13 protein-coding genes are annotated in these 13,776 nt (G+C 75.5%); 6 read left to right on the top strand and 7 right to left on the bottom strand.

What is annotated here, in order from left to right:
• Positions 1-5: 5 nt before the first annotated feature.
• Together ABZ576_RS31135 and ABZ576_RS31130 are read right to left on the bottom strand one after the other, a co-directional pair.
• Positions 6-782: a glycerophosphodiester phosphodiesterase gene (locus ABZ576_RS31135; protein WP_360748299.1), complete on the bottom strand. Its 777-nt coding sequence runs from the start codon at positions 780-782 to the stop codon at positions 6-8.
• Positions 779-1,432: a hypothetical protein gene (locus ABZ576_RS31130; protein ID WP_360748296.1), complete on the bottom strand. Its 654-nt coding sequence runs from the start codon at positions 1,430-1,432 to the stop codon at positions 779-781. Before ABZ576_RS31130 ends, ABZ576_RS31135 begins: the two co-directional genes overlap by 4 nt.
• A gap of 102 nt (positions 1,433-1,534) precedes the next feature.
• Between ABZ576_RS31130 and ABZ576_RS31125 the strand changes: the two genes are divergently transcribed.
• Positions 1,535-3,043: a PLP-dependent aminotransferase family protein gene (locus ABZ576_RS31125; RefSeq protein ID WP_360748293.1), complete on the top strand. Its 1,509-nt coding sequence runs from the start codon at positions 1,535-1,537 to the stop codon at positions 3,041-3,043.
• Positions 3,044-3,203: 160 nt separating this feature from the next.
• Here ABZ576_RS31125 and ABZ576_RS31120 read toward each other — a convergent pair whose 3' ends face one another.
• Together ABZ576_RS31120 and ABZ576_RS31115 are read right to left on the bottom strand one after the other, a co-directional pair.
• A complete protein-coding gene (locus ABZ576_RS31120; protein ID WP_360748290.1) occupies positions 3,204-4,814 on the bottom strand; it encodes a hypothetical protein in 1,611 nt (536 codons plus the stop codon).
• A gap of 40 nt (positions 4,815-4,854) precedes the next feature.
• Positions 4,855-5,049 (bottom strand): hypothetical protein, encoded by a 195-nt coding sequence (locus ABZ576_RS31115; RefSeq protein ID WP_030620070.1) that lies wholly within the window; start codon positions 5,047-5,049, stop codon positions 4,855-4,857.
• Between the two features lie 366 nt (positions 5,050-5,415).
• Here ABZ576_RS31115 and ABZ576_RS31110 point away from each other — a divergent pair, with 366 nt between their 5' ends.
• The 5 genes from ABZ576_RS31110 to ABZ576_RS31090 all read left to right on the top strand — a co-directional run bounded on the left by ABZ576_RS31110 (position 5,416) and on the right by ABZ576_RS31090 (position 10,931).
• Entirely contained in the window at positions 5,416-5,808 is a 393-nt protein-coding gene (locus ABZ576_RS31110; protein WP_360748287.1) for an ankyrin repeat domain-containing protein, read from the top strand.
• Positions 5,809-6,106: 298 nt separating this feature from the next.
• The gene (locus tag ABZ576_RS31105) at positions 6,107-7,525 is read left to right on the top strand and encodes a HEAT repeat domain-containing protein (protein WP_360748284.1); all 1,419 of its coding nucleotides are present in this window, start codon (positions 6,107-6,109) and stop codon (positions 7,523-7,525) included.
• 183 nt (positions 7,526-7,708) lie between these two features.
• Positions 7,709-8,875: a glycosyltransferase family 1 protein gene (locus tag ABZ576_RS31100; protein ID WP_360748281.1), complete on the top strand. Its 1,167-nt coding sequence runs from the start codon at positions 7,709-7,711 to the stop codon at positions 8,873-8,875.
• Positions 8,872-10,092, top strand: coding sequence for a glycosyltransferase (locus ABZ576_RS31095; RefSeq protein WP_360748278.1), 1,221 nt, complete (start codon positions 8,872-8,874; stop codon positions 10,090-10,092). Before ABZ576_RS31100 ends, ABZ576_RS31095 begins: the two co-directional genes overlap by 4 nt.
• Positions 10,089-10,931 (top strand): SGNH/GDSL hydrolase family protein, encoded by an 843-nt coding sequence (locus tag ABZ576_RS31090; RefSeq protein ID WP_360748275.1) that lies wholly within the window; start codon positions 10,089-10,091, stop codon positions 10,929-10,931. The genes ABZ576_RS31095 and ABZ576_RS31090 overlap by 4 nt, the downstream gene beginning before the upstream one ends.
• 227 nt (positions 10,932-11,158) lie before the next feature.
• Here the strand turns inward: ABZ576_RS31090 and ABZ576_RS31085 are convergent, their stop codons facing one another.
• The 3 genes from ABZ576_RS31085 to ABZ576_RS31075 form a co-directional block, all read right to left on the bottom strand.
• Positions 11,159-12,028, bottom strand: coding sequence for a biotin-dependent carboxyltransferase family protein (locus tag ABZ576_RS31085; protein WP_360748272.1), 870 nt, complete (start codon positions 12,026-12,028; stop codon positions 11,159-11,161).
• Between the two features lie 193 nt (positions 12,029-12,221).
• Positions 12,222-12,839, bottom strand: coding sequence for an allophanate hydrolase subunit 1 (locus ABZ576_RS31080; RefSeq protein WP_360748269.1), 618 nt, complete (start codon positions 12,837-12,839; stop codon positions 12,222-12,224).
• The gene (locus ABZ576_RS31075) at positions 12,836-13,594 is read right to left on the bottom strand and encodes a 5-oxoprolinase subunit PxpA (RefSeq protein ID WP_360748266.1); all 759 of its coding nucleotides are present in this window, start codon (positions 13,592-13,594) and stop codon (positions 12,836-12,838) included. The genes ABZ576_RS31080 and ABZ576_RS31075 overlap by 4 nt, the downstream gene beginning before the upstream one ends.
• Positions 13,595-13,776: the final 182 nt, after the last annotated feature.

Here is a 13,776-nt window from a genome sequence, read left to right as displayed (position 1 = left end):
GGCGGTCAGACCCAGACGCCGCGGTCCTCCATGACCTTGCGCAACGTGTCGATGTGATCGGTCATGATGCCATCAACGCCGAGGTCCAGGAGCCGGTGCATCCGCTCCGGCTCGTTGATCGTCCACACGTGCACCTGCAGCCCGAGCGCGTGGGCGGCGCGGACGAAGCGGTGGTCGACCACGGGCACGCCCGACTGCGCCTCGGGGACCTGCGCGGCCACGGCCGACCGGCGCACCGCGGCCGGCAGTCCCCACGAGCGCAGCCGCAGGCTGAGCACCCCGCGCGTGCCGAACGAGGTGGCCAGCCGGGGACCGGCCAGCCGCTGCGCCCGCAGCACCCGCGCCTCGGAGAAGGAGCCCACGCAGACCCGGTCCCAGGCGTCCGTGCGCTCGATCAGCTCCAGCAGCGGGCGCAGCGCGGGCTCCGCCTTGACGTCGACGTTCCAGCGCACCCCGGGAAAGGTCTCCAGCAGCTCTTCGAACAGCGGCACCGGTTCCCGGCCGCCCACGCGCGCGTGCCGTACCTCCGCCCACGCCAGATCGGCTATCCGGCCCGCCCCGTCGGTGACCCGGTCCAGGGTGGCGTCGTGGAAGGCGACCAGCCGGCCGTCCGCGGTGGCGTGCACATCGGTCTCGATGTACCGGTAGCCCAGTTCCACCGCGCGCCGGAACTGCGCCACGGTGTTCTCCAGGCCGTCGGCCGCCCCGCCGCGGTGGGCGAAGGCGATCGGGCCCGGGTGGTCCAGGTAGGGGTGGCGCGGGGGCGGCGTCGAGAGGGTCACGGACGCAGTATGGCTCGCTCCGGTGGCGCCGCGGCAACGACCGTGCTGCCCGCGGGTGCCGAGGGGAGGGCGAACACCCGCAGGAACGCCTGCGCGAGCGGGCCGATGGCCACGGCGTACAGCACGGTGCCCACGCCGACGGTGCCGCCCAGCACGAATCCGGTGACCAGCACCGCCACCTCGATCACCGTCCGCATCAGGCGGATCGAGCGGCCGGTGCGCCGGTGCAGCCCGGTCATCAGCCCGTCGCGCGGGCCCGGCCCGAATCGCGCCGCGATGTACAGACCGGTCGCCGCTCCGTTCAGCACGGTCCCCGCGAGCAGCAGCGGGACGCGGACGGCGAGGGAGTGCGCGTCCGGGAGGAGCGCGAGCGTGCCGTCCATGGCGAGGCCGACCACGAAGACGTTGGAGACCGTGCCGAGGCCGGGCCGCTGGCGCAGCGGGACCCACAGGAGCAGCACCGCCGCGCCGACGATGATGGACACCACACCGATGGTCAGCCCGGTGAGCTTCGCGAGCCCCTGGTGCAGTACGCCCCAGGGCTCCAGTCCCAGCCCCGCCGTCACGAGCAGGGCGGCGCTCGCTCCGTACAGCGCCAGTCCGGCGTACAGCTGGAACAGACGTCGAGCAAGGTGGCCCGCAGCGGACACGACATACCCCCCTGGGTGGTGACGGTGGCCTGACACATGACACTCTGTGGCTTGGGATGTATCCCCATCCATGGCCAATCCGGGGAAGGTGGACTGATATTCATGGCGCAGTGGACCTCGGCCGTGGGGGCCGCACAGCTCGCCCGGCTCCTCAACTCGCAGCAGGACCGGCCGGCTGGCCCCGGCACCCGGCGTCCCCCCGCCTACCGCGCCCTCGCCGACGGCATCCGGCTGCTCGTGCTGGAGGGCCGCGTCCCGGTCGCCGCCCGCCTCCCCGCGGAACGCGAACTGGCCCTGGCCCTCTCCGTCAGCCGCACCACCGTCGCGGCCGCCTACGAGGCGCTGCGCGGGGAGGGCTTCCTGGAGTCCCGGCGCGGCGCGGGCAGCTGGACCGCCGTACCGGCCGGCAACCCGATCCCGGCCCGCGGTCTGGAACCGCTGCCCCCGGAGGCCCTCGGCTCGGTGATCGACCTGGGCTGCGCCTCGCTCCCGGCGCCCGAGCCGTGGCTCACCCGCGCCGTCCAGGGCGCCCTGGAAGAACTGCCGCCGTACGCCCACACGCACGGCGACTACCCGGCCGGACTGCCCGCCCTGCGCTCGATGATCGCCGAGCGCTACACCGCGCGCGGCATCCCCACCATGCCCGAGCAGATCATGGTCACGACCGGCGCGATGGGCGCCATGGACGCGATCTGCCACCTCTTCGCGGGCCGCGGCGAGCGCATCGCGGTGGAGTCCCCGTCCTACGCCAACATCCTCCAGCTCATGCGGGAGGCCGGCGTCCGCCTGGTCCCCGTCGCGATGGCCGAGGGCCTGTCCGGCTGGGACATGGACCGCTGGCGCCAGATCCTGCGCGAGGCCGCGCCGCGCATCGCCTACGTGGTCGCCGACTTCCACAACCCCACCGGGGCGCTCGCCGACGAGGACCAGCGGCGCCGGCTGGTGGACGCGGCCCGCTCGGCCGGCACGGTGCTCGTCGCCGACGAGACGATGACGGAACTGTGGCTGGAGGAGGAGTTCCGGGACGGCGGGATGCCCCGGCCGGTGTGCGGGTTCGACCCGGCCGGCTCCACGGTGATCACGGTGGGCTCGGCCAGCAAGGCGTTCTGGGCGGGGATGCGCATCGGCTGGGTGCGGGCGGCGCCGGACGTCATCCGCAGCCTGGTCGCGGCGCGCGCGTACGCCGACCTGGGCACGCCCGTGCTGGAACAGCTCGCCGTCACCTGGCTGCTGAGCACCGGGGGCTGGGAGCAGGCGGTGGAACTGCGCCGCGTCCAGGCCCGCGAGAACCGCGACGCCCTCGTGGCCGCCCTCCGCCGCGAGCTGCCCGGCTGGGAGTTCGAGGTGCCCCGGGGCGGTCTGACCCTCTGGGTCCGCGCGGGCGGCCTGTCCGGCTCCCGCATCGCCGAGGCGGGCGAACGCACCGGCGTCCGCGTCCCCTCCGGCCCCCGCTTCGGCGTCGACGGCGCCTTCGAAGGCTACGTCCGCCTTCCGTTCACCGTCGGGGGCGCGGTGGCGGACGAGGCGGCGGCCCGGCTCGCCGCCGCGGCCCGGCTGGTGGAGTCGGGGGCGACGGGCTCGGGCGAGGCTCCGCGTACGTTCGTCGCGTAGGGCGTAGGGCGTAGGGCGTAGGGCGTAGGGCGTAGGGCGTAGGGCGTAGGGCGTAGGGCGCAGGGCGTCGGGCGTCGGGGGGAGCCATGCGGTTTCCTCGTCCGCGTGCCCCGCGTGCCCGGCGTGCCCCGCGTGCCCGGCGTGCCGGCGGGGCGGCCGGTCAGCTCTCGGCGGCCATGGCCTCCGCGCCCACCGGTGCCGTGGCCGGCGCGGGCTTCGACAGGTCCGCCGGTTCCGCCTGCACCGCACCGGTGCGGGGCGGCAGCAGCTCCAGGACCGCCTGCCGGTCGGCATCGCTCGTGGCGTCGTCGTACGGATCCGGTGTGCGGGGGACCTGGAGCCGGTGCACGGGGCCCGACCCCAGCCGGGCGTACCCCCGCCCGGGCGGCACGTGCGTCAGCGGCGTCGTGTTGGGCGGAGCCCCCAGCACCGCCTCCACCTGCCGCGCGGCCGCGTGCCCGAGTACGACACGCGCGCGCGTGTGCTGCCGTACCGCGTCGGTCAGCGTCTCCGCGCTGTCGAGCTGCTCGGCCACGACCACGGTCACGTTCGCCGCGCGGCCGTGCCGCAGCGGCACCTGCAGCAGCTGCTGCGGGTCCTTGCGGCCGTCCGCCGTGGCGAGGTGGGCGAAGACGCTCGGCCGGTCCAGCACGATCCACAAGGGGCGCCGGGTGTCCGCGGGCGGCGGGTCGCCCGCCTGCCGGGCGAGGTTGATCGCGATGAGCCGCCGCTCGGTCTCCTGCGCGGCCCACTCCAGGCTGGCCAGCGCGCCCGGGAGCGCGCACTCCACGGCCAGTACGCCGTCCCGGCCGGTCAGGCACGCGTACTCGCCGGTGCCGCCGCCGTCGACGATCAGCACGTCGCCGTACCGCAGGGCCTGCAGGACGATGGAGCGCAGCAGCGTGGAGGTGCCGCTGCCGGGGTGGCCCATGGCCAGCAGGTGCGGCTCGGTGGAGCGGATGCCGGTGCGCCAGACGACCGGTGGGACGTCGATCTGTTCCTCCCCGTAGGAGAGGGGGAGCGTGCGCTGCACCTCGCTGGGGTCGGTGTAGCCGAGGACGGTCTCGCCGGGCGCGGTGACGAAGTGCTGCGCGGGGATGTCGGCGGGCAGCGGGGGCAGGACGGTCACCGTGAGCTGGTTGCCCTCCTCGTCCCACGTGAAGTGGTACTCGCGGCCCCGGCCGGCCTTGGAGGTGAGCACCTGCTCGATCCGCGCGCGGGCGGCGGGCTCGCCGTCCGGGAAGTACGCCGGGTAGCGGATCACGAGGTGTCCGACGCGCCCGGCGTCGTCGAACTCGTGTGCCGCGAAAGCCTTCTCCCATTCCCCGCCGTGCGCGTACAGCGGCGCCGGGTCCTCGGGGCCGGAGAAGTACGGCACCAGCGCCTCGTACAGCGCCTGGAGCCGTTCGGTCTGGGACTCGTCGGGCCCCTCGGGCGCCGACGGGGCGCGGTCGCGGCCCTGCCAGGCCGCTGCCGCCATCACGGTGACGACGGCGAGCAGCGGCCCGTACGGCATCAGGGCCACGACCAGGAAGACGGAGGCCACGAAGAACAGCAGCGGCCCTCGCTTGTCCTTCGGCGTGTCCGCCCACCTGCGCCGGCCGGCCGAGGCCAGCAGGCGCAGCCCGCGCGTGACGGTGATCAGCGGGTGGAGGACGTCGGTGGCGCTGTCGGCCGCCGTCCGGGCCAGCTCCCTGCTCCGGGCGATCTGCGTCCGGGCGATCTGGGCGCTGTCCTTGCTCAGGATGCGGGGGAGAGGGCGCCGGGCCACTGCTGACTCCTGTGGGTGCGTGCGGGTGGGACTGGCGGGATCAGAACTTGATGCCGCCCAGGAGGCTGGCCAGGCTCTCCCCGCCGGCTTTGATGCTCGGGGCGATGCCCGTGGTCGACAGGTAGAAGCCGAACAGGGCCGACACCGTGGCGTGCGAGCCCTTCAGCCCGTCCTTGCGGAAGAACAGGAAGACGACGATGCCGAGCAGCAGCACGCCGGAGAGGGAGAGGATCATTTCGGGCCTCCTGGTGTCGAAGGTGGGGGACAGTCACCATGAGTTCTTCCAGGATCACAGGATGTATCCATACGATTAAAGGTGCAACTGGGTGAAAATCGGTTGATTTCCCCCAGTCGGGGGAGGCAGTCTGCACCTGGTTGACCAGGTCTGTTGCCTCGCGGGCGGCGTGTTGGTGATCTTTACCTCGGGCACATCGGGTCATGTGCCGCGAGAGCCAGTACGCTGGCGATTCACTCGTACGGCTGCGGTCCGCTCGCTGCCGTACGCTCCCTCGGTTCGCGAAGCAGTCCCGAGGCAGTCCCGAAGCAGTCCGAAGCAGTCCCGTAGCGGTTCCCGCATACGCAAGGAGAGGTGGTCCGGCCGATGAGTGAAGCCCCCGACCCCGAGGTCGTGGAGCTGGCGACCAAGATCTTCGATCTGGCCCGGCAGGGGCAGACCGAGGCGCTCGTGGCCTATGTCGACGCGGGCGTGCCGGCCGGCCTCACCAACGACCGCGGCGACTCCCTGGTGATGCTCGCCGCCTATCACGGCCACGCCGACGCGGTGCGCGCGCTCCTCGCGCGCGGCGCGGCGGCGGACCAGGTCAACGACCGGGGCCAGACCCCGCTCGCGGGCGCCGTCTTCAAGGGCGAGACGGACGTGATCAAGGCCCTGCTGGCAGGCGGAGCCGATCCTTCCGCCGGTACGCCGTCGGCCGTCGACACCGCCCGGATGTTCGGCAAGACGGAGCTCCTGGAACTGTTCGGCGCACACTGAGCCGAGCGTCCTGATCAGCTGACACAGAACACGGGGGAGGCGGTACAGGGCCGCCGGAAATACGGTCGCGGCAGCACACACCGCGGGTCATCATGACGTCGTGATTCACGGACGCGATGGCTGGGCAGGTGTTGCCGCACCGCGCGGGCCGTGATGCGGTCCGCATGGGCCACCGACGAGAGGCAGAGAGAGATGGTCTACAGCAAGCAAGAGACGGCGGGCGCTCCGACGTTGTGTCACGCGGCCAGGTAATGCGTGTTCCCCGGTTGCGTCGACGCTTGATGTGAGGCTGTTTCCCATGTTCGATCCGGTCATAGCGCCCAGCGGTACGCTGCTCGGGCTGCTCCAGCGCGGCCGTGGTGACGGCACGCTGCACGCGCTCACGGCGCCGCGCGCCGAAGCGCTCGCGGCCCTGAACCACTGTGTGCTGCGCGACCCCCGCCACGACTGGCAGGTGGAGAACCGCTCCCTGTACTACGCCCGGCTCTACCTCGACCTGAACGGCGAGCTGGACGCCGTGGAGGCGCACCTCTTCGACCCCGAGGACGTCCTCGACACCGACGAGTCCCGCACCGGCCTGGCTCTGGCCGTCCTCGGGCACCTAGCCTCCTACGGCAGGCGGGACGCGCTCGAACTGCTGCGCAGGTACGCCGCGCACGGCTCCAACTGGGCCTGGGCCCTGGACGAGCTGGCCCTGCGGGACGACGACGCGGGCCTGCGCGCCCTCGCCGCCCCCGTCCTGGCCCGCTTCCCCGCCGACCCCGAGGGCGAGGCCGAGCTGGCCGCCGCCGTACGCGACGCCTTCGAGCCACGGCCCTGGCGGCTGTGGGCCGAGGACCCGCGGGAACCGATCGCCACCCGGGTGCGTGCCGCCCAGGAGACCGGCTGTTTCGACCGCTGGCAGCGGCAGCTGCGCCCCACCGGCCCGCGCCCGGGCTGGAGCGTGCGCGCCGTCTTCGAATGGGCCCAGCAGGGCCTCGACCGCGGCGCCGCCCTGCACGTGCCCGCCGCCCGCTGCCTGGTCGCCGTGGCCGGCCCCGAGGACCGGCCCGAGATTCTCCGGGCCGCCAGGGCCGGCGGCGACGGAGCCCGCTGCACCGCCCTGCGCTACCTCGCCGACGGCAACGACCCCGGCGCCCTCGACCTGATCGAGGCCGCGGTCGGCGACGGGACGGCGCTCGTCGTGGAGGCCGCCGTCGACGCCTTCGAGCGGATGCGCAGCGTCGCCGCCGTCGACCGCGCCCGCGGCTGGGCCCAGCGGCCCGACGCCCTCGGCGCCGCCGCCGGCCGCATGCTCGCCTGCCGCGGCGGCGTCCAGGACCGCGACCTCGTCCTCGCCGCCCTCCGCGAGGCCGTCCGCGGCGAGGGACCGGACGCACCGACCCTGTGGACCCTGGTCGACGGCGCCGGACGCCTCGGCATCGCCTGCGCGGCCCCCGTCCTGCGCCACATCTACCGCGAGACGGCCTCCTCCCACCTCCGTGGCCGCGCCGCCCGCGCGCTGGCCGCCACCGACCCCTCCTTCGCCGCCGGCTTCGCCGTCGAATGCCTGTGGGACTGCGAGGAGACGACCCGCGAGATCGCCGCCCGGCACGCCGAGACCGGTGACGCCCGGGTGGTGGAGCGCCTGCGCCGCCTGGCCGCCGATCCGGCCGAGGAGGACGAGGTGCAGACCGCCGTACGCAGCCGGTTCGGACCGGACGCGGCCCTCGGCTGACCCCGTCGCACATTCGCCCGGGCAGCGGGCCGCCCGCCGGGTGAACGCCGGGTGACCCGCAGGTCAGGCGGCCATGACGGCCGTCTGACCTGCGCGGGTGCGCGACCCAACGCTCATGGGACGTTCCCCGCCCGGAAAGATCGAAGACGACACGGGCACGTCCGGTACGGCGACAACACCCGTATGCGTGTCGTCATCGTGACCGAATCCTTTCCCCCCGATGTGAACGGCGTGGCCCACTGCGCGCTCCAGACCGCCCGGCACCTCGTAGATCGCGGTCACCACCCGCTCGTCGTCGCCCCCGCTCCCTCCCCCGAGTACTCGGCCGGGCTCGCACCGGGAGGCGCCCCCGCCGGCGGCCGCCCGGAGCCGGACGCCCCCTGCCCGGTCGTCCGGGTCCCCTCCCTCCCGCTCCCCGGCTACCCCCAGGTCCGCGTCGCCCTGCCCAGCCGGCGCCTCGCCGCGGCGCTCGCCGCCCACCGCCCCGACGTGGTCCACCTGGCCAGTCCCTTCGTCCTCGGCGTCCGGGGCATGGCCGCCGCCGCCCGGCTCGGCATCCCCGCCGTCGCCGTGTACCAGACCGACCTCGCCGGGTACGCCCGCACCTACATGGGCGCCGGAGAGGCCGCCGCCTGGCGGCGGATCCGCTCCGTGCACGCCGCCGCCGACCGCACCCTGGCCCCGTCCAGCGCCGCCCGGTCCGACCTCGAGGCGCACGGCGTACCGCGGGTGCACCTGTGGCCGCGCGGCGTGGACACCGTGCGTTTCCGGCCGGAGCTGCGGGACGAGGCGCTGCGCCGTGAACTCTCCCCGGGCGGCGAACCGATCGTCGGCTACGTCGGCCGGCTCGCACCCGAGAAGCAGGTCGAACTCCTCTCCGGGGTCTGCGCCCTGGCCGGCCTCCGGGTGGTGATAGTCGGCGACGGACCCAGCCGGGCACACCTGGCCGAGGCCCTGCCCGGCGCCCTCTTCCTGGGCCGCCGCACCGGTGCCGAGCTGGCCCGGATCTTCGCCTCGCTGGACCTGTTCGTGCACACCGGCCCCTTCGAGACGTTCTGCCAGACCGTCCAGGAGGCCATGGCCAGCGGTGTCCCGGTGGTCGCGCCCGCCGCCGGCGGCCCCCTCGACCTGGTCGCCCACGGCCGCACCGGCCTGCTCGTCCCGCCACGCGACCCCGCCGCCGTCCAGGAGGCCGTCCGGGTCCTGGCCGCCGATCCCGTGCGGCGGGCCGCCTACGGCGCCGCCGCCCGCGCGACGGTCGAGGGCCGCACCTGGGCCACCGTCGGCGACCGACTGCTCGCCCACTACGACGAGGTCCTCGCGGCCCGCAGAACGGCGGTGGCGGCATGACCGGCCCGGTGGCTCGCGGCCGGCAGGACGGCGGTGGCCGTACGAGCGGGTCGCCCCTGCGCATCGTCCGCCTCGCCAACTTCGTCGCCCCCGCTTCCGGCGGGCTGCGCACCGCCCTGCGGGAGCTCGGCAAGGGCTTCCGGGCCGCGGGCCACGAGCCGGTCCTGATCGTGCCCGGCGAACGGCACACCGACCGCGACACCGAGCAGGGCCGGGTCATCACCCTGCCCGGCCCGCTGCTGCCCGGCACCGGCGGCTACCGCGTCCTCACCGACAAGCGGCGCGTGGCAGCCCTCCTGGAGGAGCTGGCGCCGGACCGCCTGGAGGTCTCCGACCGGACCACCCTGCGCTGGACCGGCCGCTGGGCCCGCCGCGCGCGCGTGCCGGCCGTGATGGTCTCCCACGAGACCGCCGACGGCGTGCTGCGCACCTGGGGGCTGCCCGAGCACCTCGCCCGGCGCGCCGCCGACTCCCTCAACACCCGGACCGCCCACGTCTACGCGCGCGTGGTGTGCACCACCGAGTTCGCCGAGCGCGAGTTCGTCCGGATCGGCGCGCGCAACGTCGTACGCGCTCCCCTGGGCGTCGACCTGACGGAACGCAGTCCGGCGCTGCGCGACCCCGGGCTGCGGGGCCGCCTCGCACGCGGGGACGAGACGCTGCTGGTGATGGCCTCCCGGCTGTCCGTGGAGAAGCGTCCCGGCACCGCCCTGGACGCCCTGGAGCGGCTGCGGTCGCGCGGGCGGCGGGCGGTGCTCGTGGTGGCCGGGGACGGGCCGCTGCGGGCCCGGCTGGAGCAGCGTGCGCGGGACCGCGGGCTGCCGGTGACCTTCCTCGGACACGTCTCCGACCGGGCCGCCCTCGGCGCGCTCCAGGCGTCCGCCGACGTCTGCCTCGCGCCCGGGCCCGCCGAGACCTTCGGACTGGCCGCCCTGGAGGCCATGGCCTGCGGCACACCCGTGGTGGCGAGCGCGTCGTCCGCGCTGCCCGAGATCATCGGGTCGGCGGGGGCCGCCGCGGCGGGCGGCGGGGAAGCGTTCGCGGACGCCGTGGAACTGGTCCTGGAACGCGGCGAGGCCGAACGGCGCGAGGCGGCACGCGCGCGTGCCGAGTGCTTCGGCTGGGGGACGGCCGTGGAGGCGTTCCTCGCGGCCCACGACACCGAGGTCCTGCGCCGCGCCGACGCCCGTCCCACCGTCCCGGAGGGCGCGGCATGAGGCCCGTACGATTCGTCGCCCTCGGGGACTCGCTGACCGAGGGCGTGGGCGACCCGGTCGGCAGCGGGTGGCGGGGCTGGGCCGCGCTGCTGGCGCCCTCGCTCGCCGAGGACCGCGAGCGGGTGCGGTTCACCAACCTCGCCGTCAGCGGGGCCCAGACCCGGGACGTGCTGGAACGGCAGACGCCGGCCGCCCTGGAGCTGCGCCCCGACCTGGTGTCCGTGGTCATCGGCGTCAACGACACGCTGCGCCGCACCTTCGACATCAACGCCGTCGCCGCCCGCCTCGACCGGGTCTACGCGTCCTTCGCCCACCAGGGCGCCACCCTGCTCACCGCCTGTCTGCCCGACCCCGGCGCCATGCTGCGGCTCCCGGACGCCCTCGCCAGCCCGCTGGCCCGCCGGCAGCGGGCGGTCAACACGGTCGTCCACGCACTGTCCGACCGGTACGGCGCCCTCCACCTGCACGCGGCGGACGGGTCCTGGACCACCGACCGCACGCTGTGGAGCGCGGACCGGCTGCACCCGTGCGAGCGCGGGCACCGGCAGTTCGCCGTCCGCTGTCATGCTCTGCTCAGCGAGGCGGGCCGGGCGACCGGCCGGCCGCCCTCACCCGAGCCGGAGTTCCCCGCACCGACCCGCACGGCGAGCCTGGTGTGGCTGGCCACGGCCGGCACCGGCTGGGTCGTACGGCGCTGCGGCGACCTGCTGCCCCAGCTGCTGCGGCTCGCCGCCGACGAACTGCACCACGGCGTCCGGGGCACCCGCGCGCGGCTGGACGTGCACGCGTCGTCGGCGGTCACGGCGGCCCTGGCGGCGCTGCCGGGTCCCACGCCGTGACGACGCTGCCGGGCCGCACGGCCGTGGCGGCGCTGCCGGGTCCCACGCCGTAACGACGCTGCCGGGCCGCACGGCCGTGGCGGTGCTTCCGGGCCGCACGGCGGTGGAGGTGCTTCCGGACCCACGCCTTGGCGGTGCTTCCGGGCCCACGCCCTGGCCGTGCCGCCCAACCTCACTGCCCGGCGGGGCTGCCGTACCTCACGCCGGGGGGCTGCCGGATGCGGCTCCTAGCGGCGCCGCACCGGTACGAAGCGGAGCGGGGTGCCCGGTGGGGCCTGGGCGGCGGCGGGCAGGTCCGCGGTGCGGACCACCGCGATCACCGGATAGCCGCCGGTCGTCGGATGGTCCGCGAGGAAGACCACCGGGCGCCCGTCCGGTGGCACCTGGACCGCACCGAGGACCATGCCCTCACTGGGGAGCTCACCCGGCCGGGCCCGCTCCAGCGCGGGCCCCTCCGTGCGCAGTCCGATGCGGTTGCTCGCCGCCGAGACCCGGTACGCGCGCGTGGTGAGGTCCCGGACCGCCCGCGCCGTGAACCAGTCCGCGCGCGGGCCCGCCGTCACCCGCAGCACGAGTTCGGCCGGCGGACCCGGCCGCGGGGCGCCGTCCACGCGCGCGGGAGGCCTGGCCGGCACGCCCAGGGGCAGCACCATGCCGTCCGCGAGCGGCGCCGGTCCCAGGCCCGACAGCAGGTCGGTGGCGCGGCTGCCGAGCACGGGCTCCACGGCGACCCCACCGGAGACCGCCACATAGCCGCGTACGCCGGCCGTGGCCGCGCCCACCTCCAGCACCTCACCGGCCGGCACCACGACCGGGGCACCCCAGGCGGCCGGGCGGCCGCCCACCGTCACCGGGCAGGGCGCGCCGCCGACCGCGACGGTCACCGTCGAACGGGGGCGCAGCGCACAGCCGTTGACCGTGGTCTCCAGGACGGCGGCGTCCGGCGGGTTCCCGACGAGCCGGTTCACCAGAGCCGCCGCCGGCGGGTCGAGCGCCCCGGAACGGGGCACGCCGAGGTGGGCGTACCCGGGGCGCCCGCGGTCCTGCACGGTGGTCAGCGCCCCGGCGCGCACCACGACGAGCGCACGGTCGGTCACGCGCCCTCCCTGGGGGGTGTCGCACCGATCACGGGCTCCCGGCGCCTGGCACCGCGCCTCGCCGCGTCGTCGGTCGCCCATGCTCCGCATCGACTCCCTCCTCCGCCTCGCGATGCACGGCACCGGACGCCGCTCGCCGATCCGGCCTGATCGACGAGACACGTCCTGGGTCCGTCGTACCGGTCGGAGGCGTTCACGCGTCCTCCACCGGTACGAACCGCACGCGCGTCCCGGGTGCGAGCAGCGCGGCCGGTACGCGTGCGTGGTCCCACAGCACGGCGTCCGTCGTGCCGATCAGCTGCCAGCCTCCCGGCGAGGAGCGCGGGTACACGCCGGTGTACGGCCCGGCCAGGGCCACGGCACCGGCGGGGACCGCCGTCCGCGGGGTGGCGCGGCGCGGTACGTGCCGGTGCTCCGGGAGCCCGGTGAGGTAGCCGAAGCCGGGGGCGAAGCCGCAGAAGGCCACCGTGAACTCGGTGCCCGCATGGATGCGGGCCACCTCGTGCTCGGGTACCTGCCAGTACGCGGCGACCGCCGTGAGGTCCGGGCCGTCGTAGCGCACGGGCAGTTCGACCGCCTCGCCCGCGCGTGGTGGCACCTTCGGCACCGGCGCGGCGGTCAGTTCCGCCGCCCGGCGGGCGGGGTCGTCCAGCCCGTCGAGCAGGACCGTCCGGGCCGCCGGGACGATCTCGCGGACGGTCAGCGTGCCCTCGGCGCGGCGCCGCACCAGCTCGGCGTGCAGGGCCCGCGCCTCCGCCCCCGAGGCCACTTCGAGGAGCAGCGCGTCGTCGCCGACGGGAAGCGCCCTCACGCGAACGCCTCCACCCGCACGCCCGCCGCCACCAGATGCTCGCGGACCCGGCGGGCCAGGCCGACCGCGCCGGGTGTGTCGCCGTGCAGGCACAGCGACCGGGCGCGCACCAGGATGCGTGCGCCGGAGTGCGCGACGACCGCGCCGGACCGGGCGAGGCTCACCGAGCGCTCCACGACGGCGTCCGGGTCGGTCACCACGGCGCCCTCGCGGCCCCGCGGCACCAGCGTGCCCTCGTCGGTGTACGCGCGGTCCGCGAACGCCTCCGTGACGGCCGGCAGCCCCGCCTTCCCGGCCAGCTCCAGCAGCCGCGAGCCGGGCAGGCCGAGCACGGGCAGCGCCGGGCCGGCCAGCCGCACGCCCTCGATCACGGCGGCGGCCTGCTCCTCGTCGTGCACGACCCGGTTGTAGAGGGCGCCGTGCGGTTTGACGTACGCCACGCGCGCGCCCGCCGCCCGCGCGAACACCTCCAGGGCGCCGATCTGGTAGGCCACTTCGGCGGCCAGCTCGGCGGGCGGCACGTCCATCGCGCGCCGGCCGAAGCCGGCCAGGTCCCGGTAGGAGACCTGCGCGCCGATCGTCACCCCGCGCGCGGCCGCCAGTTCACACACCCGGCGCATGGTGGCCGCGTCCCCCGCGTGGAAGCCGCAGGCCACATTGGCGCTGGTGACGACGGAGAGCAGCGCTTCGTCGTCGGTCAGCCGCCAGCGGCCGAAGCCCTCGCCGAGGTCGGCGTTCAGATCGATCGCGGTCATGGTGTCGTCGTGTCTCCGGTTCTCGTGATCTCGTGCTCACGGGATCTCGTGCTCTCGGGATCTCGTGTTCTCGTGTTCTCGTGCGGACGGGCGCTCGCCGCCGCCGGGCCGCGGCGCACCTCGTGACCGGGGCGACGGCGTGCGCCGGTGCGACCGTTCGCCGCCGACAACCTTGACGCCCC

This window comes from Streptomyces sp. NPDC013455 (genome assembly GCF_040632975.1).
GTDB lineage: Bacteria > Actinomycetota > Actinomycetes > Streptomycetales > Streptomycetaceae > Streptomyces.
This window is presented reverse-complemented; position numbering and strand designations above follow the sequence as displayed.